Below are 26,261 nucleotides of genomic sequence, written 5' to 3'. Positions count from 1 at the left end.
TCGCCGGAGGGGCAGGGTCTCTGGGATGGCAGGCAGCCTCGGGTGTGGTGTGGGGCTTACGCCCCCGGGCGTTCGCGGTTCGCGCGGCTTCACGGCGCACCGGGTTCGGCTCGACGCTCGACACTCGTCGCGGTCTCGGTCATTTCGCTGTCAGCACCAGTACCGCGCGCTCTCTCAGCAGGTACGGCGTGCCGTCCAGTGGTTCCTCCGTGCCCGGCAGCCGCACCTGGTCCGGGCCTTCCGCCCACGTCGACGTGTCCGTGACGCGGTGCCACGTGGTGCCGGCCGGTGGTGCGGGCAGCGTGAACGTGACATCGCCTGACCAGCCGTTGTACGCGACGTAGAGTGCCGCTGCCGGGTCGCCGAGGGCGGCACCGTTGAGCTTCCACGCCAGTGCGTGGTTGGCCGCGTTGTTCCAGTACGCCGCGTCCGGGGTGGTGCCCGCCGGGGTCAGCCACTGGAGCTGGCTGGACGTGTAGAACGTGGCCGGGCGCAGGGCTGGGTGTGCTGCCCGGAACGCGAGCATGCGTTGCGTGAACATGTGGAACGTCGTCTGCTCCGCGGTCGGCGACCAGTCCAGCCAGTTCGCGGACGAGTCCAGGTTGTACGGGTTGTTGTTGCAGTTGAGCCGGCGCAGGTACTCGTCGCCGCCCGTGAGCATCGGGGTGCCTGCCGACAGGGCCAGGAACGCCAGGCCGTTGCGTGCCGCCTTGCGTTGTGCCGCCGCCGAGCCGCCCTGGTCCCACGAGTCGTTGTTGTCGCTGCCGCCGTCCGACGGGCCGTACGGCCACGGCTGGTTGTTGTTCTTCCCGTTGCACGCGTACAGGTCCGCCAGCGTGAAACCGTCGTGGGCGACCATGAAGTTCACCGAGTGGTAGGGCTTGCGGCCGTCGTCGTCGTACAGGTCGGACGAGCCTGCGAACCTGGTCGCCAGTTCCCCTGGCGTGATCGGCGAGACGCCCATCTTGTTCTGGTCCCGGCGTAGCGAGTCCCGGTAGCTGCCGTTCCACTCCGCCCAGCCCGCCGGGAAGTTGCCCACCTGGTACGTGCCGTCGCCGATCGCCCACGGTTCGGCTATCCAGTCCACTCCGGACCCACCGGCCGCCGGGCGGGGCGGCATCTCCGTCGTCAACCGGTTCAGTGCGGTGGACGAACTCGTCTTGTGGTAGGAGAAGCAGCCGTGCTGGCACGTGTTGCCCAGCACCGACGCGAGGTCGAACCGGAAGCCGTCCACGCCAAGCGTGTTCTTCCAGTACGCCACCGAGTCGACGATCAGGTCCTGGGCCGCCGGGTTCGCCGTGTTGTAGTTGCCGCCCACACCCGTGTTGTCCCACGGGCGCTGCCGGTCCGCGGTCAGCGAGTAGTACGTCGGGTTGTCCAGGCCCCGCCACGAGTACACCGAATAGGTGCTCGTGTCCGTGTCGCTCCACGGGCCGCCCTCCGCGGTGTGGTTGTAGACCACGTCCACGAGCACCTTGACACCGGCCGCGTGGAACGCCGCGACCATGGCCTTGAACTCCTTCGTCGGGCCGCCGGGGGAGCGGTCGGCCGCGTACCGGCGGTCCGGCGCGAAGTAGTTCACCGTCATGTAGCCCCAGTAGTTGTCGCCCGCCGTGCCGGTCGGGTCGACGTCGTTCGTGTCGTTCTGCGTCTCCTGCAACGGGAGGAACTCGACCGCCGTCACGCCCAGCGTGCGCAGCTGCTGCGCCTTCATGCCCGCGCCCCGGTAGGTGCCGCGGTACGCCGCCGGCACCGAAGGGTCGTTGCGGGTCAGGCCGCGCACGTTCACCTCGTACACCACGTCGTCCTTGAGCGCGCGGACCGGTTTCGTGCCGGTGCCGGTGCTGTCCATGGCCAGCACGATGCCCTTCGGCGCGGTGGGCCCGGTGTCGGTGGTGCGGTTGGCCGGGCCGGTGCCGTAGCGGGCGCCGTCCGGGTTCGCCGGGGTGAGCGGGTCGTGGCTGATCTCGCGCGCGTACGGGTCGAGGAGGAGCTTGTTGGGGTTGAACCGGTTGCCCGAGGCGTCCACATCGGACACGAACCCGGCAGGCGACCCTGGCGTCCACGACGCGGTGTACGGCCAGTTCGGGCCCCACGCGCGGTACCCGTAGTACACGGTGCCGGTCACGCCGACCGCCTGCAGCGCGGCCACGCTCACCGTCACCGACCAGACGTGGTCGGCGTCCGCCGTCAGCGGGTAGGTCACCGCCGGTGCGCCGGTGGCGGCGGCGAACACGTCGACCCGCATCCGGGTGGCGGCCGCCGAGTACACGCGGAACGTCACGTTCGACCCGGTGTAGCGGCCACCGAGCGTGCGCTGGTCGATGCCGGCCGGAGCGGCGGTGGCCGCCGGGGCCGGGGCGGTCGCCGGTACGACGAACGCAAGGACAAGTGCCGCGACGCACGCGGCTATCCGGGCTACGGGCATGGTCCCCCGACCTCTCTTTCAGTGCTCCCAACGATTCCAACGCATGAAACCCGCGGTGAACTGCTCCATTCGGGCGCTTCTTGGTGGAAATTTTCGTGCGACTCTTCCAACGAAGTCGGGGAAGGGACACCACTCGTGCACATCGCTCGCATGAGGCGATGGCCGCTGCTCGCGTCCGTGGTGGGCGCCGCGCTGGCCTTGGCCGTACTACAGGTTCCGTCCGGGGCGGCCGCCGCCACACCACTCACCGTCGCACAGGCGATCGGCCAGCAGGCCGGTGCGTCGGCGACCGTTCGGGGGTACGTGGTCGGCCAGCCGACCGCCACCAACACCGTTGTCACGTCGGCGTTCCCGTCCGACTACGCCATCGCGCTCGCGGACGCGCCGGGCGAGACCAGCACGGCACGGATGATCTACGTGCAGGTGTCGAGCGGGTTCCGCGCGGACTACGGCCTGATGTCCAATCCGGACCTGATGGGCGACCGGCTCGACGTCACCGGGTCGCTCTCGGCGTACTTCTCCCACCCCGGCCTCAAGTCCCCGACCGCGTTCGCGCCCGCGGGCGGCACCACCCCGCCACCGGACGACGACGACTACTACCGGTCGGCGCTCGGCCTCACCGGCCCGGCGTTGAAGGCCGAACTGCACGACATCATCAGCACCGGCGCGAGGCTCAGCTACGACCAGGTGTGGGACGCGCTGAAGGCCACCGACCAGGACCCGGCGAACGCGAACAACGTGATCCTGCTGTACTCGGGCCGCTCGCAGTCGAAGACCACCAACGGCGGCGACGCGAACGACTGGAACCGTGAACACGTCTGGGCCAAGTCCCACGGCGACTTCGGCACCGCGACCGGCCCCGGCACGGATGTGCACCACCTGCGGCCCGAGGACGTGTCGGTCAACAGCGCCCGCGGCAACAAGGACTTCGACAACGGCGGCTCGGCCGTCAGCGAGGCCCCTGGCAGCTACACCGACGCCGACTCGTTCGAACCCCGCAACGCCGTCAAGGGCGACGTGGCCAGGATGATCTTCTACATGGCGGTTCGCTACGAGGGCACCGACGGCTTCGCGGACCTGGAGATGAACAACTCGGTGGCCAACGGCTCCGCGCCGTACATGGGGAGGCTGTCGGTGCTGCTCGCGTGGCACGCCCAGGACCCGCCGGACGCGTTCGAGCAGCGCCGCAACCAGGTGATCTACGACCGCTTCCAGCACAACCGCAACCCGTTCGTCGACCACCCGGAGTGGGCGCGGGCCATCTGGAGCTGACGTCGCGGGTCGTTCCCTCCCCGCCGGTCGGCGTACGCTTTGGTACGCGCCGGTACCAACGGGGAGGGAACGATGGTGACGCTCACGGGCCGTGTGGAGAAAGCGGTCAAACCCGTCGTGCGGTGGGGACTTCTGCACGGGTTGCCGCGGGTCGCGCTGCTGACCGCCGCTCGGCGGGGGGACCTGCAGGCGCGGCTGTTCGCCGCGTCCGGGTCGGCGGCCGGGCTGGACGGGCTCTTCGCCGAGATCCGTGGCCGCGGCCCGCTGCACAGGGGCGCTTTCTCCTATCTCACCGCGAGCCACGCCACGGTCAAGGAAGTGTTGAGCAGCAACGACTTCCGCAGCGGGATCGCGCCCGAATCGAACCGGTTGCCCGGGCGGCTCGCCGACTGGTCGGCGGGTGAGTTCATCCACCCCGTCGCGCCGCCGTCGTTGCTGGTGACCGAGCCGCCGGACCACACGCGCTACCGCAGGCTCGTCACCAGGGTGTTCACCGTGCGTGCGGTGGAGAACCTGCGCGGCCGGGTCGAGGAGATCGCGAACGAGCTGCTCGACACCATCGATCCGGCCGGGCCCGCGGACCTGGTCGAGACCTACTGCGGCCTCCTGCCGGTGACGGTCATCGCCGAGATCCTCGGGGTGCCGCCACAGGACCGGGAGCAGGTGCTGCGGCTGGGGGCCGCCGCCGCGCCGAGTCTCGACATGGGTCTGCCGTGGCGCCAGTTCCGCGCGGTCGAGGCCGCGCTCGCCGCGTTCGACGCGTGGCTCACCGGTCACCTCGACCGCCTGCGCACCGACCCCGGCGACGACCTGCTGAGCCAGCTCGTCGCCGCCCGCGAGGACGGGGTCGGGCTCGACGACCGCGAGCTGCGCGCCACGGCGGGGCTCGTGCTCGCGGCCGGGTTCGAGACCACGGTGAACCTGCTCGGCAACGGCGTGGCGCTGCTCCACGACCACCCGGACCAGCTCGGCGTGCTCGCGGACGACCCGGCGTGCTGGCCGAACGCGGTCGACGAGATCCTCCGCCTCGACCCGCCCGTGCTGCTGACCGGGCGGACGTGCCGCCAGGACACCGAGGTCGCCGGGGTGCCGGTGCCGAAGGGTGCGCTGGTGACCACCATCCTCGCGGCCGCGAACCGCGACCCTGCCGTGTTCACCGACCCCGACCGGTTCGACGTGCGCAGGGAGAACGCCCGCGAGCACATCGCGTTCTCCGCGGGCCGCCACTACTGCCTCGGTGCCGCACTCGCGCGGATGGAGGGGGAGGTCGGGCTGCGGACGCTGTTCGCGAGGCATCCGAAGCTGCGGCGCCTGCCCGGCGCGACCCGCCGCGGCACCCGCATCCTGCGCGGCTTCGAACGGCTACCGGTGCGCCTCGACGGCTGACCCCGTCCTGGGCCTCCCCGCTTGACGCAACCGAACGGTTGCAATAGTGTGGCAACCGTTGGGTTGCTACATGAGGAGGCATGATGGGGTTCCCGGATCGGATCGAGCGCGTGGTCGAGCTGAAGCAGCCGCGCGAGAAGGTGTGGGCCGCGCTGACCACGGCAGAGGGGCTCGGCGCGTGGTTCGGCAACAAGGCGACCATCGACCTGCGGCCGGGTGGCGCGGCGACGATGGCCTGGGACAGCGGTGACACCGCCAGCATGCGGGTCGAGCGGGTCGAGGAGCCGGAGGTGTTCGGGTTCACCTGGCACATCTACGGCCTGCCCGAGGCCGACCCGCGTCGCACGTACGTCGAGTTCACGCTGAAACCCGCCGGGGCGGGCACCCGGCTGACCGTGGTCGAGAGCGGGTTCTCGCAGCTGCCCGACGACGCGCACCGCGCGGCTTTCGACGGCAACACCGATGGCTGGAAGAACGAGCTGGACGAGCTGATCGCCTACCTCGACGCAGCCTGACCGTGCCGTCGGACATGGAGGCGGTCGCCGAGCAGGTGTTCGTCGCGCTGGCCGACCCGACCCGGCGGACCATCCTGTCCGCGCTGGCGTCGGGCGGCCCGGCGACGGCCACCGACCTCGCGACACGCCTGCCGATCACACGACAGGCGATCGCCAAACACCTCAACCTGCTGACCGAGACCGGCCTGGTCACGGCCGAGCCGGGGGAGCGCCGCCGCGTGCGCTACCGGCTCCACTCCGCGCCGATGCAGGTGGCGCAGCAGTACCTGGCCGCGCTGGCCCGTGACTGGGACGGCCACTTCGACGCACTACGCAAACACCTGGAGGGATGAACCATGAGCTTCACGACGACGTTCACCGTCGACCGGACCCCCGCCGAGGCCTTCGCCGCGATCACGAACGTGCGCGGGTGGTGGTCGGAGGAGGTCGAGGGCGGCACCGCGGCCGCCGGCGACGAGTTCGACTACCACATGCAGGACCTGCACCGCTGCAAGGTCCGGGTGACCGAGGTCGTGCCGGACCGGAAGGTGGAGTGGCTGATCCTGGACAATCACTTCGCCTTCACCACGGACAAGACGGAGTGGATCGGCACCACGGTCACCTTCGAGATCGCGGACACCGAGGGCGGCACCGAGGTCCGCTTCACCCACCACGGCCTGGTGTCGGAGTACGAGTGCTACGACGTCTGCGTCAACGCCTGGGGCTTCTACGTCCGGACGAGCCTGCCGGAGCTGATCACCACCGGCACCGGGCGTCCGAACGCGAACGGCGGACACCAGGTGCCGGAGAAGGCGGTGACCCGATGAAGACGCCTCCGGTGGTCCAGGAGAAGGAGTGGCAGGCCGAGTGGGAACGCATGCTGGTCAAGGAGAAGGAGTTCACCCGGGCCCGTGACGCGCTGGCCGCCGAGCGGCGGCGCATGCCGTGGGTGGCGGTGGAGAAGGAGTACGCGTTCGAAGGCCCGTCCGGCCGGGTGGACCTGCCGGGCCTGTTCGCGGGGCGGCGGCAGCTGATCGTGTACCGCGCGTTCCTGGAGCCCGGTGTCCACGGCTGGCCCGACCACGCGTGCGAGGGCTGCTCACTGGTGGCCGACCAGGTCGCCGACGTCCGGCACCTGAACACCCGGGACACCACGCTCGTGTTCGCGTCGCGTGCGCCGCAGGCCGACATCGAGCGGGTGAAGGCCCGGATGGGCTGGACGATGCCGTGGTACACCCTCCTGGACGACTTCGACGCGGACTTCGGATGCGCCGAATACCACGGCACCAACGCCTTCATCCACGACGACGACCGCGTTTACCGCACGTACTACGTGAACAACCGCGGCGACGAGGCGATGGGCAGCACGTGGTCCTATTTGGACATCACGGCTCTTGGCCGGCAGGAGTCGTGGGAGGACTCACCGGAGGGCTATCCGCAGACCCCGCCGTACGAGTGGTGGAACTGGCACGACGCGTACGACGACGAGGTTCCGGCGGGGCCCTGAAAGGCGCGTTTACCGGCACCACCCAAGGCCGTGAAAGGCGCGTTGACGGCACTCAACGACAACAACGCGCCTTTCACGGCACTCCACTCGCCGGGCACGCGGAACACCCGGCCCACCGGAACCGGCCACCCGCGACAACTAGTGGCTCGTCTCAGTAGGTTGACCCGGTAATTGATCTTGGTGGTGGTGAGTCAGGCTGTCTCCTGCAGATCGAGTGCGGGAGGTGGTTGTGGCTCGTCGACCCGAGGTGTTCGTCCGGGCACTGTCGATGGAGGAAGGCCGCAAGCTGCAGCGTGTGACCAGAACCAGCAAGGATCCGGTCCGGTTGCGGCGGGCGATCGTCGTCATGATGTCCGGCCAAGGTCAGACGGTTCGGGACATCACCTCGTTGCTGCAGGTCAGCGCCGAGTATGTGCGGGATGTGATCCACGCGTTCAACGAGCGGGGGTTCGACGCGCTGGACCCAAAATGGAGCGGGGGACGCCCGAAGGTGATCGGTGAGCAGATCCGGGAACGGATCTGCCTGATCGCCAGGACGTCCCCCGCCGACTGGGGCATCACCGCGTTCTCCACGTGGTCGCTGGCCAAGCTGCGTGAGCATCTGATCGGCCGGGGCACGGTCGCGGCGATCAGCCGGGAGACACTGCGGCGGATCCTGCACGCTGGTGGTGTTTCGTGGCAGACCACCACGACCTGGAAGGCCTCCACGGATCCGGACTTCATCGCGAAGATGCACCGTGTCCTCGACCTCTACGACCACCCACCCGCTGACGGGCGTGTGGTCTGCGTGGACGAGTTCGGGCCGTTGAACCTCCAGCCCCGCAAAGGGAAAGCCTGGCGCCCGGTCACCAAGCCGGCGCGCCAGCGGGCGACCTACAACCGCCACGGCGGAGTGATGCACATGCTCGCCGCGCTGGACCTGGCGACCGGGAAGATCTTCTACCGAATCCGGGACCGCAAACGCCACCGCGAGTTCCTTGACCTGCTCAAGATCCTGCGCACCCGCTGGCCTGAAGACAAGTTGTATGTCGTCTGCGACAACTTCTCCCCGCACCGCCACCCCAAGGTCTGCACCTGGTGCGCCGACCACCAGGTCGAGTTGGTGTTCCTGCCGACCTACGGCTCCTGGTTGAACTGGATCGAGGCCGAGTTCGCCGCCCTGCGCTACTTCGCGCTCAACGGCACCGATCACCGCAGTCACGAGGAACAGAACGCCGCGATCGAGGGCTACATCCGCTGGCGCAACGCCCGCGCCCAACCCAAGACCGCGTTCGCCACCGACTCACCCATCCGAACCTGGACCCATTACCCAACCAAGGTTGCCTGACGCACCACTAGTTGTACGGCATCTCCGGGAACCACCCGAAGCCGAAGATCGACGGCACGCGCAGGTCCCAGTAGACGACCGTGAACACGCCCAGTGCCAGCAGCAGTGTTCCGCTCACCATGCTCATCCGGCGCGGGCTGCCTGCCAGCCAGGTCAGGAACCGTCCCCGGGTGCCGAGGATCAGCAGGGCGAACAACACGGTCACGATCACGATGTTGCCGAGCGACTGCAGGGCGAACGTCGCTGCGCCGTACAGGGGGTTGCCGGTCTCCGCGGCCCAGTTGAACAGCTTGACGAACATCGGGTACGGCCGTCCGATCAGGAACGCGCCCACCAGCGCGCCGAGTACGACGACGCGGGCGGTCGGGCGGTCGGCGAAGATGTCCCGCACCACGCCCAGTGCGGCCAGGCCGAGGTACACGAACGCCAGTCCCACGATCCCGAACACCACCGACGACTGGATCAGCCGCACCGGCATCTCGCCGACCATCGCCGTCGACAGCTGGGGGAGCGAGTCGCCGAGCAGGACGCCGACGAAGCCGTACACGGCCGACACCGTCACCATGCCCGCGGTGAACGCGCCGAGGGGCCGGATCAGCGCACGCAGCGTGTCGGTGCGCGATCCCTGGCCGGCCTGGCTCATCGGCCCGACAGACGCCGCCATCGCGATGTTGCACGCGGTGAACGTGCCCGCGAAACCGGAGACGAACGCGAACAGCAGCCCCGCGCCGGTGCCGACGATCGGGGTGGACTTCGCCTCGTGGCCGAGCAGTGTGTTCGCCACGTTGTCGCCGATCACGCTGTCGACGAACTCGTACGACCACAGGATGGCGAGCAGGATGCCCGCGACCACGCTCCACGCCACGGCCTTGCCGTTGCGCGTCGACTGCTTCGGTTCCGTCGCTAACCCTGTCACGGGCGTCTCCGTTTCCTGGCGAAAGAGCGCTTCCGTTTCGAGCATCGACGGGTACGGGCGCGCTCACAAGCGGCCGAACAGTGCCACTCCAGCGATCGTTCAGCGGTTGTGCAGCGGCGACGCCGCTGCTGTCGCGGCACGTTCCGCGCGACGCCGCGCAGACGGTCCACTGTGTACATCGGCAAGAGCGGGACTCCAGCGTGACCTCTGCGGAGAAGGCGCTGTGGCCGGGCTCAGGTGGCGCGGCGGCGACGTGCGGCCGCGGCGATCGTGGGGCCCGCCAGCAGCAGCGCTGCCGCCGTGACACCACCCGCGAGCCACAGCGCCTTGTTCGCGGGTGCCTCGTCCGGTGTCGGCGGCTTGGGGACGGTCAGGTCCTCCGCCGCCGGGGTCGGTGCCGTGTCGAGGTTCTGGACGATCGTGACCGCCGAGAACGGGTCGACCACGCCGTACCCGATCAGCTTGTTCGGCAACGGGGTCGACGGGTGGTCGGCGGTGCCCATCAGCCGCTCGGCGACCTCGCGTGCCGACATCGCGGGGTAGTAGGAGCGCACCAGCGCGGCCGTCCCGGCCACGTACCCCACCGCCAGCTCGGGGCCGGACGCCATCCGGTGCCCCGCGCCGCGCGGCGCGACACCGATCAGGTCCTGTGCCGGTGCGGCGAGTGTCGGGTCCGCGCCGTAGATCGGCGAGGTGAGCGGCCCCTGCGGCCCGACCGGCGCCACCGCGATCACCCCCGGGATGCGCGCGGGCAGGGCGAGCTGGCCCCGTTTCGGCACCGACGCGGACGCGATGACCAGCACGTCCCGCTCGGCGGCGTACGCGACCGCGGCCCGCAGCTCCGGCATGTCCAGCGTGGCCACCAGACCGACCGCGACCACCCGGGCGCCGCCGTCGACCGACGCCCTGATCCCGTCGCCGATCGCGCGGGCGAGCCCGGCGTGGTCCTGGATCTTGGGCGGGTCGTCGCTGACCCGGACCGGGAAGATCCGCGCGTCCGGCGCGATCCCGGTGAACGGGACGTCCGGGTTGTCGCTCTCGCGCGCGGCGATCAGCGCCGCGATGAACGTGCCGCGGCCGAAGCAGTCGTCGTCGCCAGGACCGCCGACGAGGTCCGTGCCGGGCAGCACGGCCCCAGCGAGCGCCGGTGTCGACGCGCTGACGCCGGTGTCGACGACCCCGACGATCACGTCACCGCGCGTCAGCGGCCACGCCCGTGCGGCGTCCATCCGTTGCTGCGCCCAGGATTCGCGCGTGATCGGGGTCTCCGACGGCGGCGTGCACTGGCCGACCGGCGGCTGTGGCTGTGCCGCGGCGGGGAGCACCGGGGTGAACGCGGCCGTCACGCCCAGGATCGCACCGATCAGGACCATCCTCATGCCGGCTCCTCCGTCCACCCGATCTGCAGCCCGACCCCGTCCCGGCGGGTGACCAGCACCGCGCGGCCCGGTGGGAGCTGCCTGCCCCGCGCACCGTTGAGCAGCGGCAGCTCGGTGCTCGGCATCGACAGCGCCAGCTCGGGCGTGTTCGACTCCTGCAGTCGCCGCGTCACCGGCTCCATCGCCGACCGGCTCGACCCGGCCGCGGCCCGCGCCATGATCATGTGCAGGCCGATGTCACCCGCCTGCGGTACCAGTTCCACGAGGGACTGGAACGGACCGCCCGCGGGACCGAGCAGCAGGTCGTAGTCGTCGACGAGGATGAAGATCTCCGGGCCGCTCCACCAGTCCCGCCTGCGCAGCTGCGCCGGTGTGATGTCGGTGCCGGGCACCCGCTCCTGCAGCTCCGCGGTGATCTCCCGGATCATCGTCTCGGCGGCGGGCACGGACACCGCGGTGCCGCGCCGGTAGGCGTCCGGCACGGTCTCGAGGATCGTGCGTCGCGGGTCGACCACCAGGATCTGCGCCTCCTCCGGTGTGAACACGGCGGTGATGGCCTTCGTGATCAGGCGCAGCGCCGCGGTCTTGCCGCTGCCGCTGTCGCCGATGATCGTGAGGTGTGGGCGGTCGCCGAAGTCGTGCCACACCGGCTGCAGGTCCAGCTCGCCGGCACCCAGCGCCACCTTCGGGCCCGGCAGCGGCGCGGGCAGCTCGTCGGCCGGCAGCACCGAGGGCAGCATCCGCACCGCGGGCGCACCTGGGCCGGACCACGTCTCGGCGACGGCCGCGGCGAGGTCGCGGGTGGCCTCGGAGAGCTCCACGGTGCCGGAGACACCGTCGATGCGCGGCACCCCGGCGAGGAAGTGCATCTGGTTCGACGTCATGCCCCGGCCGGGGATCTGCGGCACCTCGGCCGCCTTGCGCATGTTGATGACCGAGTCGATCGAGTCGCCCAGCCGCAGCTCGAGGCGGGTGCCGAGCTGGTCGCGCAGCTGGCTGTGCACATCGGACCACCGGTTCGTGGTGAGCACCAGGTGCACGCCGTAAGCGAGGCCGCGGCCCGCGAGCGCACGCAGCGCCATGTCGTGCTGCTCGAACTCCGAGCGCAGCGCGCCCCAGTTGTCCACGACGAGGAACACGTCGCCGTGCGGGTCCTCGGCGAACTCGCCCTTCGCGCGCCGCTCCCGGTAGGAGGCCATGCTCTCCACCTCGTGCTCGGCGAAGACCTGCTCGCGCTCCGCGAGCAGCGTCTGCACCTCGGCGATCGTGCGGGCGACCCGTTCGGCCTGCAGCCTGCCCGCGACCCCGCTGACGTGCGGCAGCCCGTCGAGCGCGGCGAGCGTGCCGCCACCGAAGTCGAGGCAGTAGAACTGCGTCTCCGCGGGGGTGTGGGTGAGCGCGATGGCGGCGATCATGGTGCGCAGCAGGTTGCTCTTGCCGGACTGGGGACCACCGGCGATGCCGACGTGCCCACCGGGACCCGCCAGGTCGACCACGTGCAGGTCGCGGCTCTGCTCGAACGGCTTGTCCACCACACCGACCGGGACGGTCAGCCGTCCGCAGCCCGGCCAGCCCGCCGCGGACAGGCCGCGCACGGGGTCCGGCACGAGCGGCGGCAGCAGCTGGTCCAGTGACGGCGGGTCGGCCAGCGGCGGCAGCCACACCTGGTGTGCCGGCGGGCCGTGCCCGACGAGCTTGTCCACCACGACCGACAGCACCGAGTCGCCGGTCTCGGCGTCCTCCGGCACACGCGCCGCGGGTGCCGGGGCCGACGTGATCGTGACCGGCAGCTTGCCGACACCGAACGGGACGACCTGGCGCCGCACCTCCTCCTGCCGCTGCTCGCGGGTGCGGCGGCGGTGCGGCCCGGACACGTACGCGGCCTTGAACCGGATGAGGGTCGCGACGTCGCTGCGCAGGTAGCCGTTGCCTGGCGCGCTCGGCAGCTGGTAGGCGTCCGGCACACCGATCACCGACCGGCTCTCCATCGCGGAGAACGTGCGCAGGCCGATGCGGTAGGAGAGGTGGCTCTCCAGCTTGTGCATCCGGCCGTCCTCGATGCGCTGGGAGGCGAGCAGCAGGTGCACGCCCAGCGACCGGCCGAGGCGGCCGATCATCACGAACAGCTCACCGAAGTCCGGGTTGGTCGCCAGCAGCTCGGAGAACTCGTCGACGATCACGAACAGCGTCGGCAGCGGGTCCAGCGGGGTGCCGGACAGGCGCGCCTTCTCGTAGTCCAGCAGGGAGCTGTAGTTGCCCGCCGCGCGCAGGAACTCCTGGCGCCGCACCATCTCACCGTGCAGCGCGTCCTGCATCCTGGTCACCAGCGTGGCCTCGTCGGCCAGGTTGGTGATCACCGCGGACACGTGCGGGAGCCGGTCGAGGCCGAGGAACGTCGCGCCACCCTTGAAGTCGACGAGCACGAAGTTCAGCACCTCGGACGAGTGCGTCATCGCCATGCCGAGCACCATCGTGCGCAGCAGCTCCGACTTGCCGGAGCCGGTCGCGCCGATGAGCAGGCCGTGCGGGCCCATGCCGCCCTGCGCGGACTCCTTGATGTCCAGCTCGATCGGCGCGCCGTTCTCCGTGATGCCCAACGGGATCCGCAGCCGGTCGCGGGTCAGCCCGGTGCGGGCGAGCGTCCTCGGGTCCCACGTGTCGACGTCGGTGACGCCGAGGAGCTGCGGCAGCTCGAAGTTCGCCACCATGGGCTCGGCCACGTCGGTGGTGCCGCCCAGCCGGTACGGGGAGATGATCCGCGCGAGCGTCGCGGCCTTCGACGTGCTCATCAGGTCCGGCGTGCACAGGTTGGTGCGGACTTCCTGGCCTGTGCGGTCGGTGCGCAGCATGTCGACCTGTTCCCCGGCCACGTCCAGCCGCAGCGTGGTCCGGCCCGCGCTGGTGAGCGCACCGGAGACGTCCAGTACGACGGAGTTGCGGTAGCCGGTGCCCGCCAGCCGCGACTCCGACGGCACCGCCACCCCGTCGAGCACGATCACGACGTACGGCTCCTCGGCGCTGGGGGAGGACGCGGCCTCGAAGCGGCCGCGCTCACCGAGCTCCGCGTCGAGCAGCTCGGTGAGCGCGTCCACGCCGTCGGCCAGCAACCGGGCCTGGCCCGCGCCGTCCTGCTCGACGGGGTGCTGGGCGTGCGGCAGCCACTTCACCCAGTCCCACAGGTGCACCCGTCCCGGCTCCGCGCACACCGCCACCCGCAGGTCCTCCGGCGAGTGGAACGTGACCAGCTGGGCGAGCACCGCGCGGGTCATCGCCCGGATCGCGTCCCCGTCGCCGCTGAACCGCACCTTCGCGAACCCGCGCAGGAACAGCGACGTCGGCAGGTTGGGCACCGTGCTGTGCGCGTTGATGAACCGGCGCAACGCCCGCGCGGACAGCGGTTCCAGGTCGGAGACCGGCTTGGTGTTCATCGGGTTCATCCGCACCGCGAGCCGCTGCGCCCCGGTCCCGACCCGCACTTCGGCGAAGTCCCCGTGCGCGGCCCGCCGCTCCCACAGCCGCCCGGTCATCGCGACGGACCACAGACCGCTCGGATCGGGGTGCCGCCACGCGAGCGACTCCCGCTGCCGGGTCGAGGCGGCCCGCACCTGCTTGCGGACCTGCCCGAGGTAACGCAGGTAGTCCCGCCGCTCGCCCCGCATCCGGCCGCGCCGTTCGGTGCCGCCACGCGCCAGCTGGACCAGGAACATGATCAGCGCCATCAGCGCCATGAGCCCGAACATGCCGAGCCCGAGCACGGGGTTGTTGGGCGCGATGTAGATCAGCATGAACACGCCGCTGCCGAGCATCATCGGCAACATCATCAGCGCGGACATGAAGTCCCGGCCGACGGTCTCCGGTAGGGCGGGAGGCTCCTGCAGCGACAGCTCCCCGCTCGGCATCTCCGGTGGCTGCTCCCGGCTCGGCCTGCGGAACAGGGTTGTCGTCATCGCGGTCCGCTCCTCGCTACTGGTGCCCGTCCACCACGTACACGTCGCGAACCCACGCGGAGGGTTCACTCGCTTCGGACGCCACCCGGAACTCACCCACGCGCGCACGACCGCCCGGACCGTTCACAACCGGGCCGGAAACCTGGGAACGGGCTGCCACCAGGGGACTGAACCTCTGGCGGAACGGGTGCCGTGTGGGGGGTATGGCGGCGATGAACCAGAACGCTCCTGCGACAGCCCAGGCCACCGCGCAGGCCGGCGGGTCCGGCGAGATGTGCAGGCTCACGATCTGCGGCCCCACGTCGAGGGTCGAACTGGCCGTACCGGCCCACGTGCCGATCGCCGATCTCATGCCGACCGTGCTCGGGCACCTCGACCCCTCCCTCGCCACCTCGGGGCTGGCGCACGGTGGCTGGGTGTTGCAGCGGCTCGGTGAGGCACCTCTGGACGAGGACCACGGCATCGCCGCCGCCGGGTTGTACGACGGGGACGTGCTGCACCTGCGGCCCCGCGACGACCAGCTGCCACTCGCGGACTTCGACGACCTCGTCGACGGGATCCACACCGGACTGTCCGCGCGTACCGACAGCTGGCGGCCCGTGATCACCCGGCGGGTGTGTCTCGGGCTCGCCGCCTTGTGCGGGTTGCTCGCGATCGTGGTCACCGTGTTCGCCGCGGACGGGACGACCACCGCGATCAGCGCGTGTGCTGTCGCGGTCATGTTGATCGGGGGCGGGACCGTCCTCGCGCGACTGCTCGACGACCGCGGCGGGGCGATCACGCTCGGCGCCACCGGGGTCGCCGCGGCGGGGGTGGCCGGGTTCGCGATGCCCGCCGGTGCGGCCGCCGCAGGGGAGTGGCTCACCGGCGCGGGTGTGCTCGCCACCGTGGTCGCCGTCGCGGCGGCGGCCACGGTCGCGCGGGCGGCGCTCGGGGTGGGGCAGCCGGGGTTCCTCGCCGTGACCTCCGGTGCGGTGCTGGCCGCGATCGGGTGTATGACCGGGATGCTCATCGGGCTGGACGCGCAGGCGACCGCGGCCGTCGTCGTGGTGCTGGTGCTCGCGGTGTCCAGGGCGGCGCCGCAGCTCGCGGCGTGGCTCGCCGGGCTCGCCGCCGAGCCGGTGCCGACGACACCGGAGGAGTTCCAGCAGGGGCTGGACCCGTTGCCCAGCAAGGACGTGCTCGACCGCGCGGCGCTCGCCGACGTGCACCTCACCTCGTTCCTCGCCGTCCTCGGCGCCATCGGCACGTGCGCGTTGCTCGTGCTCACGAGCGAGCTGGTGTGGGACACGATGACGCTCGGTCTCGTCGTCGCCGTCCTGTTGTTGTTGCAGGCGCGGGAGATGCAGGGCATCTGGCACCGGCTCTCCGCGATGGTCCCGGCGGCCGCGGTGCTCGTCTCGATCCTGCTGCGCTGGGTCGTGGACCTGCCGCTGCTCGGCCAGGTGTGCGTGCTCGTCGGCCTCCTCGGCCTCGCGGGCAACGCCGTGGCAGGCGCGCAGGTGCTGCCCGGGCGGCGGCTCGTGCCGCGCTGGGGTCGTCTCGGCGACATCCTGCACTGGCTCTGCGCGCTCGCCGTACTGGCGCTCGCGCTCACCGTCACCGGGTTCTACGGCCTCGTCTCCACCTGGCTGTGAACCTTTTCCGACATGACAACCGTGTGCCGAAAGGGAAAGGAGGGCAAGCGTGTACGGCAGGCGTGAGCAGGTTGAGGCGCACTCGTTCGTGGTCGGCAGGATCCTCGCGGCGGTGCTGCGCACCGATCCCGACGCGACGGACCGGCCACTGCGCCGCACCACCGTCGGCATGGCCGGTGGTATCGGCATCGCGATCGTGGTGATGGCGATCGTCCTGATCGTAGCCCTGTTCTCCGGCCGGGGCAGCGACTCCTGGCGGGAGGAGCCCGGCACGCTCGTCGTGGACGAGGACTCCGGCAACCGCTACCTGCTCATCGACGGCCGCCTGCGCCCGGTGCTCAACTACGCGTCGGCGCGACTGCTCGTGGAGGGCAACCCGCCGGTCGCGTCGGTCAGCGCCGAGGACCTCGCGGAGTTCCCCAAGGGCGCGCCGATCGGCATCCCGGGCGCCCCGGACACGTTGCCCTCGGTCGGTGTCTCCGGCAAGCCGTGGATGGTGTGCGCCGGTGTGTCCGATGAGGACCCCGGGGTCTCGGTGACCGTCGGCGACGTGCCGGGCGTGACCGAGGTCGGTGCCGAGCACGCGGTGCTCGTACGGGTCGGCCAGGAGCTGTACCTGGCGTGGCAGGGCACCCGCCTGCGCGTCACCGGTGACTGGGTGCCCCGCGCGCTCGGCATGGACCCGGCGACGGCGGTGCCCGTCGACTCGGCGTGGCTCAACACGTTGCCGTCGGGACCCGACCTCGGCTCGCCGCCGGTGGCACACGGCGGTCCCGGTCCGGACGTCGCGGGCATGCCGTCCGTGCTCGGCCAGCTGGTCACGGTGCCGGACGCGGTGGGGGACAGGACGTTCGTCGTCGCGCCCGCCGGGCTGGTCCCGGTGTCGCGCACCGTGGCGACGCTGCTCGGCGCGGACCCCGGGAACCAGACCCCGCCCGCGATCGCGATCACCCCGGCACAGCTCGCGACCCAGACCGTGCTGCCCGCACCGGTGTGGCAGACCGAGCTCCCGGCCAGCCCACCGGCCTCTGTGGACACCGACGAGCGGGTGCCGTGCGTGCGGTGGCAGTCCGAGCAGGCGACGCTCGTGTCCGCGCCGGGCATGCCGGGCACGCCGGACACCGCGCAGGCAGGCGTCACCCGTGACGGGCGGGTCGCCGACCTCGTCGAGGTCACGCCCGGCGCGGGCATGCTCGCCCGCACCCGTCCCGCGCCGGGCGTGCCGGGCGCCGGGGTCTACCTCATCACCGAAGCGGGCGCGAAGTTCCCCGTGGCCGATGGCGAAGCAGCCGAGGCGCTCGGGTTCTCGGTGGACGCGGCCGAGCTGGTCCCGGCGGAGCTGCTCGCTCTGCTGCCGACCGGTCCCGTGCTCGACATCCCCGAACAAGTCGCAAGTGAATAGAAACAAGGAGGAGATCCGGTGACGAACCCGAACTACGGTTACGACGACGGAATGCTGGTGTCGGTCATCAACGCCACCAACACCGGCATCGGCCAGATGCGGAACCTGAACAACTCGGTCATGAGCCTCGCGGGCGCACTGCCCTCGGTCAACAACTCGACCTCCGGTGTCAAGCTCGCCGGACTGCTCAGCGACTGGAACCAGAACTACTCCAAGATCATCTCCGAGCTGGAGCAGCTGAACGGCAAGGCCAGCGGCCTGCTGCAGAGCAACCGCAACGTCGAGACCGAGACCAGCAGCGCGCCGAAGTAGTACCGGCCGCCGTCCGCTTCACCTTCCGGGAAGGACCCAGCATGACCGCGTTCGACGTCAACCACAACGGCTACCTGGAGATCAACGAACAGCTCTACAAGGCCGTCGGCAACCTCGGTGTCATCATCGAGGACCTCAACTCCGCACTGCGCAACATCCCCGCGGCCGCCTGGGGTGGCGCCCAGCCGATCTGGCTCGAGTACCAGACCAAGTGGAACGCCGCGTACCAGGAGATGGTGCAGCAGATCAACGCGACCACGGTCTCGTCGATCAACGTGCACGAGATCTTCAAGCAGGGCGACAACCGGGGCGCGCAGATCTTCATCCAGTGACCCCCACGGCTGCATCGGTATCCCCATGACGGCCCGCTGACCGGGCCGGTGGAATCGGAAGGAGAGTTCGGTGGAGGAAACGGATCCGGCGCAGATCCTGCCCGCGAAGAAGCAGGTCGCCGAGGCGACCGCATCGGGCTCGGGTGGCACGCTGCCGATGGTTCCGCCCATGGGGATGCCGATGTCGCCGCACGCGCCCATGACGGGCCACTCACCGGAACGGTCACTGACCGGTGACGAACAGGTCTACACGGCCGACATGCCCGCCGAGGGTTTCGGCTCGCCTGCCGTCGCGCTGACCGAGGGCCAGCTGCTGCCCGCGACACCGGGCGAGCCGCTCATCGCGGCCCACGCCGCGGTGCCCGCGATGACCGCACGGGTGGCCGAGCCCCTCGTGCCGATGGAGCCCGCCCGTCCGGTCGAGGGCGACGTGCACATCCTGCCCGTCGACGACACGCCCTGCACCTGCTGCGGGAAGAGCCACGACGGACAGGAGTACCGGCCGTTCGATCCGGACGAGCCCGGGAAGCGCCACCTGGCCAACGATCACGACTCGCACAGTGACTCGCACGGCGACTCACACGGCGACTCGCACGGTGACTCGCACGGTGACTCGCATAGTGACCACCGGTACGACCACGACCACAGCGACCACCACCGCGGCGAGGACGTGAGCGACCGTCTCGCCGGGACACCCGACGGCAACGCCGGCACCCGCCCCGGCGAGGTCACCGAGCCCGTCCCCACGGACGACAAGCCGGACGACTGCTGCTGCGCCTGCTGCGGCGACGAGCACCCGGGCCTCGACAACGTGACCGGCGACCACAAGCCAGGCGACGCGACGAACACGGACGACGAAGACGAAGACGACGACGAAGAAGACGACGAAGACTCGGACGAGGACTCCGACGGCAAGTCCGACGGCGAGGACTCCGATGACGAGGACTCCGAGGACGGCGAGGACTCCGCCGACGGCAAGTCGGATGGCAACGAGTCCGAAGAGGACGCCGCCGACGACTGCCCCGCCGACGACAACGACAGCGGCGGCGACAAACCAGGCGGCGACAAACCAGGCGATGGCAAGCCCGGCGACGACGACGCCGAGGACAGCGACGATCGGCTCGGTGACGACAAGCCCGGCGACAAGCCCGGCCACCACGACGCCGAGGACAAGCACGACAAGCCTGGCGAGCACGGCAAGGGCGACCGGCCCGGTCACCACGACGACTGCGACGACAAGCCCGGCAAGCACGACAAGCCCGGCAAGGGCGAGCACGATCCCGCGGACCGCCCCCACGGTGACCGTCCTTCGCACCACGACAGCTCGGCGAACGTCCCGAGCGGCAGCGCAGGCAAACCGGCAACCCCGGGCCAGACGCCCACCGACTCCAACGTCGCGTACGACCACGCCAAGAAGCCCACCCCCGGTGCCACCGGTGAGCGCGAGACGATGGCGCCACCGCTGTCCAGCCTGTCCAAGCCGACCACCCCGGCCACCCCCACCGAGCGGGGCATGGCCGTGCAGGGCAAGCCACTCGGCGAGCGGATCCCCGCGACCGAGTCCTCCCGCCTGACGCCGCAAACCCCCACTACCCCGGCGATCCCGGCAACTCCGGCCGTCCCGATGACAGCGCTGTCGCCCACCACCTCGGTGACACCGCCGGTGACGGCCTACGTGCCCCCGCCGGCGACCAATGGGCAGGGCAACGGCGACCAGCAGTCCCCGGGCGGCGATGGCACAGGGGGCACCGGCGGCGAACAGCCGCAGACGTTCTACAAGTCCGTGCCCCCGCCCGGCTTCCAGGGGAACGGCAACGGAAACGGAAACGGGAACGGCGACCCGGACAACGCGACGATGGGCCTGCCCGCCCAGAACGATCCCGCGACCCCGCCCTTGGTGGCCGGCGTCCGCACGCCGGGCAACGTCATCACACCCGGCAACGGCAACACGAACGGCAACGGGAACGGCAACGGCAACGGGAACGGCAACACCCCGCTGTTCACCACCACCGGCGGCGGACCGGGCGGCCTCTTCCCGCCCGCGAACGGCAACGTCGGCCCGGACCCGAACGTCAAGTTCGACGAGGCGTCCTACACGCAGCTGACCAGCGTGGTCGGCGGGGTGCGCGACACCCTCGACGACGCGACGCACGACGACGTCACCTACCTCGACGCCGAACTCCTGCTGCAGCCGAGCAACCAGACCTGGGAGCCCGCGACCAAGCTGATCACGCGCGGCGGGAACTTCGGCGGTTCGGTCGACACCGAGTCCAAGAGCCTGGAGAAGACGCTCAAGACCTTCCACGAGTCGTTGCAGCTGGCGAAGGAAGTGTTCAAGGAGACCGACGACCTCGCCGCGTACGACGCGACGAAGTTCACCACCAACTACCCCGGTTTCAACAACGGCGGTCTGCCCGGCGGCGTTGTCTGAGCTCGCGACGTCACAGGAGATGAGTGATGACCGATCCACTTGGTACCCCTGCGCCGCTCACCGGTTCGGACCATTCCAGGGCGACGTACGAGCAGATCATGTTCGGCACCACGGGCAACGGGTTCGACCTGCACGCACTGCTGAAGGCAGGCGCGATGCCCGGCCAGGGCTGGCTCAACGTCGGCACGAGTCCCGCCCCGGGGTCGGCCCAGGCGGACGGCCAGTCCGGTGGCACGGCGTACAGCTACCACGCGTGGGACAAGTGGTACATCAACGTCGGCAAGAACACGACCGCGACGTACAACTGGGACACCGCGTTGTCGGAGATGAACGACCTGATGCCCAGCCTCGCGATCGCGAAGCTCGGGCCGCTCATGGACGTCGACAAGCTGCGGGACGCCAAGACCGCGGTCGACAAGTACGTGCTGTGGTTGTCCACGAACCTCGAAACGCTGCGGCAGTGGGTGAACAAGCTCTCCAGTGACGACTCGGCCTTCAAGGGCAAGGCCGCGTACGCGATCAAGCAGAACCTCGACAAGATCACCTACACCATCAACGACCTGCACGAGCAGATCGTCACCGAGCGGAAGACGCCGGAGCGGCTGCAGCGCACCGCGGACGCGCTGCTGACGTTCGGCAAGGGCATGGCCGACCTGTGGTACGCGCACGCCAACACGTTGGCGGGCGCGGTGAACTACGCCATGGGTGCCGTGATCAACAACGTGCACAACTACATCCTCGGCAGGGGACTGGCGCACGGCACCCCGAACTACCTCCTCGACTACTACGCGATGCAGAGCCGCGAGCGCGCCGAGCAGTACATCAGGGAGACCGTCTCCCAGTACAGCTCCGCCGCCAACACCCGGCCGACGCTCCAGATCACGATCGAGGACCACTTCTTCTGGATCGACTACAAGGTCGCGGACTACGGCGTGGCCACGTTCACGCCGAGCGCACTCCCCGAGGGGTTCCCCGTGATCACCGGTCCGCTGGACAGCCAGGCGACGTGGGACACCGTCAACAGGGCGATCTCCGACTACGTCAAGAAGAAGATGGAGCCGCTCGACCAGCAGGCCAGGGTGCTGCTCTCGGCGCTCCAGACCACCTACGACGGGACCAAGGAGCCACTCGAAGCCCTGGACACCCCGACCCCACCGCCCACCGGCGGCGGCAACAACAACCCGTTCGGCGGTGGCAACAACCCGTTCGGCAACGGGAACAACAACCCCTTCGGCAACGGAAACCCGTTCGGGAACGGGAACAACAACCCCTTCGGCGACGGCAACAACAACCCGTTCGGGAACGGGAACAACAACCCGTTCGGCAATGGCAACAACAACCCGTTCGGTGACGGGAACAGCAATCCCTTCGGCAACGGGAACAACAACGCTCTCGGGAACGGGAACAACAACCCGTTCGGCGAGGGGAACGGGAACGACAACCCGTTCGGGAACGGCAACAGCAACCCGTTCGGCGACGGCAACAACGCGCTCACCAACCAGAACGGCCCCGGTGGCAACGGCCCGGGCGGCAACTCGACCGACTTCCTGGCAGGCAACAACCAGACGCCGCCCCCGAACCAGCTGACGCCGCCCGGCGGTGAGGGCAACGCCACGCCACCACCGGTCATCCCGCCGGTGTTCCCCGGCGGCCAGGGCAACGGCACCAGCAATGTCCCGAACCTCCGCACGAACGGGAACGGCGGCTTCGTCGACGCGAACGGCAACCCGGTCGACATCAACGGCAACCCCGTCGACGCCAACGGCAACCCGGTCACCGGCGACTTCCCCGACGGGCAGGTCACGCCGAACATCCGTGACTTCGTCGTCGGCGACTCGGAGTTCCCGCCCGGCAGCGAGAACCTGCCGAACGGCCAGAACGACTTCGGCTCGTTCGGCAACGGCACGAGCGACTTCACCCTGCCCGGTGGCAACGACTTCGGCAACCCGGGAGGCAACGGCAACCCCGGTGACTTCACCCTGCCGGGCGGCAACGACTTCGGCAACCCAGGTGGGAACGGCAACCCCGGTGACTTCACCCTGCCGGGCGGCAACGACTTCGGCAACCCAGGCGGGAACGGCGACACGGGTGACTTCAACCTCCCCGATGGCCGCGGCCTCGACCTGCCCGGCGGCAACGGCGACACGGGCGACTTCACGAACCTGCCCGGCGGCGGTGACTTCGGGAACGGCCCCGGTGGCAACGGCAACACCGGGGACTTCACCAACCTGTCCGGCGGCAACGGTCTGCCGAACCTGCCCGGCGGCGGCCCGGGCGGCTCCGGCATCCCCGGCGACTTCGGCGGTGGCGGCGGTCTGCCGAACCTGCCCGGCGGTGGGGCAGGCGGGGCCGGTATCCCGGGTGACTTCGGTGGTGGCCTGCCCGGCGGCGGTGCCGGTGGCTCCGGTGCGCCAGGCGGCGAGTTCTCCGGTCTCGGCGGTGGTGGCGGTGCCCCCGGCGGCGGTGCGGGTGGCGGCGCGGGCGGCGGTTTCGGTGGCGAGGGCTGGTCCGACTGGTCCGGCCAGGACCAGCCGTTCAAGGACAACAACTCGCAGTTCGGCGGCGAGTTCGCCAACCGCCAGGGTGGCATGCCGATGATGCCGCCGCCGATGATGCCGCCCATGTCCGGCAACGGCGACAGCAAGGAACGCGAACGGCAGACCTGGTTGTCGGAGGACGACAAGGTCTGGGGCACCGACAACGACGCGGGCATCGGGATCATCGGGCTCCCCAACGACGACCGGTACGCGGCGGACGAGCCGCTCGCGCCGACGCACGTCCACGTCAGTTCCGCGCCTGCCCGCGGCAAGCCCGCCGAGCAGGACAAGCAGGCGGACCAGTCGGCCGAGCAGACGGCGAACGGATAGGAGGCAGGCATGTTCTCGTCGTTCGGGAACGAGATGACCGAGGCGATGCGCGAACTGCGCGACAAGCAGGGTGAGATCGCCTCGGCACTCGGGAAGATGCACGAGGCCACCGCGACCGCGACGTCCAAGGACCGGATGCTCCAGGCCACCGTGGACGGTCAGGGCCGGTTGACGGAACTGGCGTTCAACGGCAAGCGGTGGCGCGAGATGGCGCCCAAGGAGCTCGGCGCGAAGATCGTCGAGGTGGTCGCGGACGCACAGCGGCAGGCCGCGGTGACCACCGGCGAGCTGATGGCGGGGCTCGTCCCGGCCGGCGTCGACCTCGAGCAGTTGCGGTCGGTGGGTCCCGACCTGGAGTCCATGATCGACACCGCCATCGCGGACGTGGGGAAGTGGTCCCGATGAGCGACCGGCTCTATGTCGACGTCGCCGCGCTGACGCGGGGCGGGATCAACCTCGCCCAGTGGTCGACGCTCGCGAACCAGATCGGCGGCAAGCTCCAGTCGGCGACGTCCACCTACCGCAACGCGGGCGGCACCGGCGAGATGGGCGAGCAGTTCACCACGAACTACAAGCCAGGTGAGGAGAAGGCGCTGGAGTTCCTGGTGCTGCTCATGCAGGTCGTCGGCAGCTACTCGGCCAAGACCCTCGACGCGGCGAAGAACTTCGAGCAAACCGACCGCGACGCCGACTCGGCCACCCCGCACCAGTAGGCGGTTCCCATGGCCATGATGGTCAGCCCGGAAGTGGCGAAGCTGTTCCAGGTGCTCACCGGCGAGGAGTGGCCGGACGCCAACGAGGACCACCTTCGCGCTCTGGCACAGGAATGGGCGGTGGGCGCGCAGGCGCTGGGGAGCCAGCTCGGCCCCGGCCTGCGCGCCGCCGTCCAGGCCATCAGGTCGGAGTTCGCCGGCGAGGCGGAACGCGCCTTCGCGGCCCGCGTGTCCCCCTTCATCGAGGGCGACAACTACATCGACGCCGCGGCGGAGCTGTTCAAGAGCCTGTCGGACTACCTGCTCAAGCTGGCGCTCGACGTCGAGTACATGAAGCTCGTCTCCATCTACTCGCTGATCGCGCTCCTGGCGGAGATCGCGCTCGCCATCGCCATGTCCCCGTTCACCGGCGGCGCCTCCATGGCCTGGCTGGCGGCCCGCATGGCGATCGTCCGTTTTCTGTTGCGCAGCCTGCTCGGCAGGCTGTTGCTGCAGCTGCTGCAGGCCGCCGTCTTCGGCATCGCCTTCCAGCTGCTCATCGACGCCGCGGCCCAGGCCACCCAGTTCGCGATGGGCACGAGGAACAACTGGGACACCGACAAGACGAAGAACGCGGCAGGCGTCGGTGCGATGGGCGCGGCGCTCGCCCCGTTCATGAGTGGTCTCGGGAAGGCGCTTTCCAGTGGCCTGACCAAGTTCCTGAACAACTACTTCAGCAAGCTCTGGGGCAACAACTGGCAGAAGAAGCTCCCGGAGATCCTGACCGACATCGGCACGGAAGCCTTCCACGAGACCCTCACCGAGGCGCTGTACAAGTACGCCACCGAGGGCGAGTTCGAGATGAACCCGTACGCGGCGACGTCCGGCGCGGCGTCGGCAACGGGTAGCAACATCGGTGATGGGATCGGGAAGTTTGTCTTCGATGTCAACACCGGTCCCGGTGGCGGTCCGGGCGGTGGGCCCGGTGGGGGTCCGCCTGGTGGTCCGCCGGCGGGTGATGCGCGTGGGGGGCCGGATGGTGCCGGTGGGGCTGGGAACGGCCCTGGTCCTGGATCCGGGAATGGTCCTGGGCCGGATCCCGGGCTTGGGAACGGGTTTGGGCCGGGGAACGGTTTCGGCAATGGTTCCGGTCCGGGTGCCGGGAACGGCTTCGGCAACGGCCCGGGTCCTGGCGCGGGCAACGGTTCCGGCAACGGCCCCGGTGGCAGCAACGGCAACGGCAACGGGTTCGGCAACGGCAACGGAAACGGCTTCGGCAACGGCCAGGGAACCGGCCCGACCGGCAACCAGCAGGGCGGCCCGGCGCACAACCCGCCCGGCAACGACTTCGTCAACAACCCGGACAACTCCCGCGGCCTGAACTCGCAGCAGTTCCCACCCCAGGGCAGCCAGAACCAGTTCCCGACCGACACGATCGCGGGCCCCAACCCGCCGACGTCGAACCAGCAACAACCGGCTACCACCCCGTCGACGGTCCCGCCCCCGATCTCCAACCAGGACCAGCAACCCCAGCCCCCGGTGGCCGACGGCTCGAACCAGCAGACGGTGCCGTCCCAGCAGCCCCCGCCGGTCGACGGCACGAACCAGCCGGAGGTGCCATCGGAGCAACCGCCGGTCGTCGACCAGACGAGCCCGCAGGTCGACCCGAGTCACCAGCCCTCCGTCGTCGAAGGCTCGAACACGAACCTGACCCCCGAGCAGCAACCACCCGCGGTGGGCCCGACGAACCCGGAGGTGCCGAGCCAGCAGCCGCCGCTGGTGGGTGGCACGAATCAGCCGGAGGAACCGTCCCAGCAGCCGCCGCTGGTGGACGGTACGAATCAGCCGGAGGTGCCGAGTCAGCGGCCTCCTGTTGTGGATGGCGAGAACTCGCCGGTGGTGCCGTCGCAGCCGCCGCCGTTGGTCGGGCAG

General features: G+C 70.2%; 20 protein-coding genes. 16 read left to right on the top strand and 4 right to left on the bottom strand.

All coding sequences use genetic code 11. From position 1 onward, the window contains the following. Positions 1–139: 139 nt before the first annotated feature. Positions 140–2,428, bottom strand: coding sequence for a glycogen debranching protein (locus tag FHR82_RS09965; protein ID WP_184809984.1), 2,289 nt, complete (start codon positions 2,426–2,428; stop codon positions 140–142). Between the two features lie 150 nt (positions 2,429–2,578). On the opposite strand from FHR82_RS09965, the gene FHR82_RS09960 reads away from it, so the two are divergent. The 7 genes from FHR82_RS09960 to FHR82_RS09930 all read left to right on the top strand — a co-directional run bounded on the left by FHR82_RS09960 (position 2,579) and on the right by FHR82_RS09930 (position 8,414). Further along, positions 2,579–3,700, top strand: coding sequence for an endonuclease (locus FHR82_RS09960; RefSeq protein ID WP_184809983.1), 1,122 nt, complete (start codon positions 2,579–2,581; stop codon positions 3,698–3,700). Between the two features lie 72 nt (positions 3,701–3,772). Continuing rightward, positions 3,773–5,086, top strand: a complete 1,314-nt coding sequence (locus tag FHR82_RS09955; RefSeq protein ID WP_184809982.1) for a cytochrome P450 — start codon at positions 3,773–3,775, stop codon at positions 5,084–5,086. Between the two features lie 83 nt (positions 5,087–5,169). Then, positions 5,170–5,601, top strand: coding sequence for an SRPBCC domain-containing protein (locus FHR82_RS09950; RefSeq protein WP_184809981.1), 432 nt, complete (start codon positions 5,170–5,172; stop codon positions 5,599–5,601). Positions 5,602–5,603: 2 nt separating this feature from the next. Continuing rightward, positions 5,604–5,933, top strand: a complete 330-nt coding sequence (locus FHR82_RS09945; protein ID WP_184809980.1) for an ArsR/SmtB family transcription factor — start codon at positions 5,604–5,606, stop codon at positions 5,931–5,933. 3 nt (positions 5,934–5,936) lie between these two features. Beyond that, on the top strand, positions 5,937–6,407 hold the full coding sequence (locus FHR82_RS09940; RefSeq protein ID WP_184809979.1) for an SRPBCC family protein: 471 nt from the start codon (positions 5,937–5,939) through the stop codon (positions 6,405–6,407). Continuing rightward, complete coding sequence (locus FHR82_RS09935; RefSeq protein ID WP_184809978.1) at positions 6,404–7,087, top strand: DUF899 domain-containing protein; 684 nt, start codon at positions 6,404–6,406, stop codon at positions 7,085–7,087. The genes FHR82_RS09940 and FHR82_RS09935 overlap by 4 nt, the downstream gene beginning before the upstream one ends. Positions 7,088–7,316: 229 nt before the next feature. Then, positions 7,317–8,414 carry an IS630 family transposase gene (locus tag FHR82_RS09930; RefSeq protein WP_311770992.1) on the top strand — a complete coding sequence of 366 codons (1,098 nt, stop codon included), beginning with the start codon at positions 7,317–7,319 and terminating at the stop codon, positions 8,412–8,414. Between the two features lie 7 nt (positions 8,415–8,421). Here FHR82_RS09930 and FHR82_RS09925 read toward each other — a convergent pair whose 3' ends face one another. The 3 genes from FHR82_RS09925 to eccCa form a co-directional block, all read right to left on the bottom strand. After that, positions 8,422–9,330 (bottom strand): hypothetical protein, encoded by a 909-nt coding sequence (locus FHR82_RS09925; RefSeq protein WP_184809977.1) that lies wholly within the window; start codon positions 9,328–9,330, stop codon positions 8,422–8,424. A 233-nt stretch (positions 9,331–9,563) separates the two neighbouring features. Then, positions 9,564–10,709 (bottom strand): S8 family serine peptidase, encoded by a 1,146-nt coding sequence (locus FHR82_RS09920; RefSeq protein ID WP_184809976.1) that lies wholly within the window; start codon positions 10,707–10,709, stop codon positions 9,564–9,566. Then, entirely contained in the window at positions 10,706–14,656 is a 3,951-nt protein-coding gene (eccCa, locus tag FHR82_RS09915) for a type VII secretion protein EccCa (protein WP_184809975.1), read from the bottom strand. Before eccCa ends, FHR82_RS09920 begins: the two co-directional genes overlap by 4 nt. Positions 14,657–14,868: 212 nt before the next feature. Here eccCa and eccD point away from each other — a divergent pair, with 212 nt between their 5' ends. The 9 genes from eccD to FHR82_RS09870 form a co-directional block, all read left to right on the top strand. Further along, the gene (gene eccD, locus FHR82_RS09910; protein WP_184809974.1) at positions 14,869–16,293 is read left to right on the top strand and encodes a type VII secretion integral membrane protein EccD; all 1,425 of its coding nucleotides are present in this window, start codon (positions 14,869–14,871) and stop codon (positions 16,291–16,293) included. A 49-nt stretch (positions 16,294–16,342) separates the two neighbouring features. Further along, complete coding sequence (gene eccB / locus FHR82_RS09905) at positions 16,343–17,695, top strand: type VII secretion protein EccB (RefSeq protein ID WP_184809973.1); 1,353 nt, start codon at positions 16,343–16,345, stop codon at positions 17,693–17,695. A gap of 18 nt (positions 17,696–17,713) precedes the next feature. Then, positions 17,714–18,007 carry a hypothetical protein gene (locus tag FHR82_RS09900; RefSeq protein WP_184809972.1) on the top strand — a complete coding sequence of 98 codons (294 nt, stop codon included), beginning with the start codon at positions 17,714–17,716 and terminating at the stop codon, positions 18,005–18,007. A 41-nt stretch (positions 18,008–18,048) separates the two neighbouring features. After that, a complete protein-coding gene (locus tag FHR82_RS09895; protein ID WP_184809971.1) occupies positions 18,049–18,339 on the top strand; it encodes a hypothetical protein in 291 nt (96 codons plus the stop codon). A gap of 70 nt (positions 18,340–18,409) precedes the next feature. Next, positions 18,410–20,770 carry a hypothetical protein gene (locus tag FHR82_RS09890; RefSeq protein WP_184809970.1) on the top strand — a complete coding sequence of 787 codons (2,361 nt, stop codon included), beginning with the start codon at positions 18,410–18,412 and terminating at the stop codon, positions 20,768–20,770. Positions 20,771–20,796: 26 nt separating this feature from the next. Then, positions 20,797–23,637: a hypothetical protein gene (locus FHR82_RS09885; RefSeq protein ID WP_184809969.1), complete on the top strand. Its 2,841-nt coding sequence runs from the start codon at positions 20,797–20,799 to the stop codon at positions 23,635–23,637. Positions 23,638–23,646: 9 nt separating this feature from the next. Further along, on the top strand, positions 23,647–24,042 hold the full coding sequence (locus FHR82_RS09880; protein ID WP_221463590.1) for a YbaB/EbfC family nucleoid-associated protein: 396 nt from the start codon (positions 23,647–23,649) through the stop codon (positions 24,040–24,042). Continuing rightward, a complete protein-coding gene (locus FHR82_RS09875; protein ID WP_184809968.1) occupies positions 24,039–24,350 on the top strand; it encodes a hypothetical protein in 312 nt (103 codons plus the stop codon). Before FHR82_RS09880 ends, FHR82_RS09875 begins: the two co-directional genes overlap by 4 nt. 9 nt (positions 24,351–24,359) lie before the next feature. Next, on the top strand, positions 24,360–26,261 hold a 1,902-nt coding region (locus FHR82_RS09870), incomplete at its 3' end, for a WXG100-like domain-containing protein (RefSeq protein WP_446471755.1).

Source organism: Actinophytocola algeriensis, from assembly GCF_014203735.1.
In the GTDB taxonomy this organism is placed as follows: Bacteria; Actinomycetota; Actinomycetes; order Mycobacteriales; family Pseudonocardiaceae; genus Actinophytocola; species Actinophytocola algeriensis.
The sequence above is the reverse complement of the archived record's forward strand: the minus strand, read 5'-3'. Positions and strand labels throughout refer to the sequence as shown.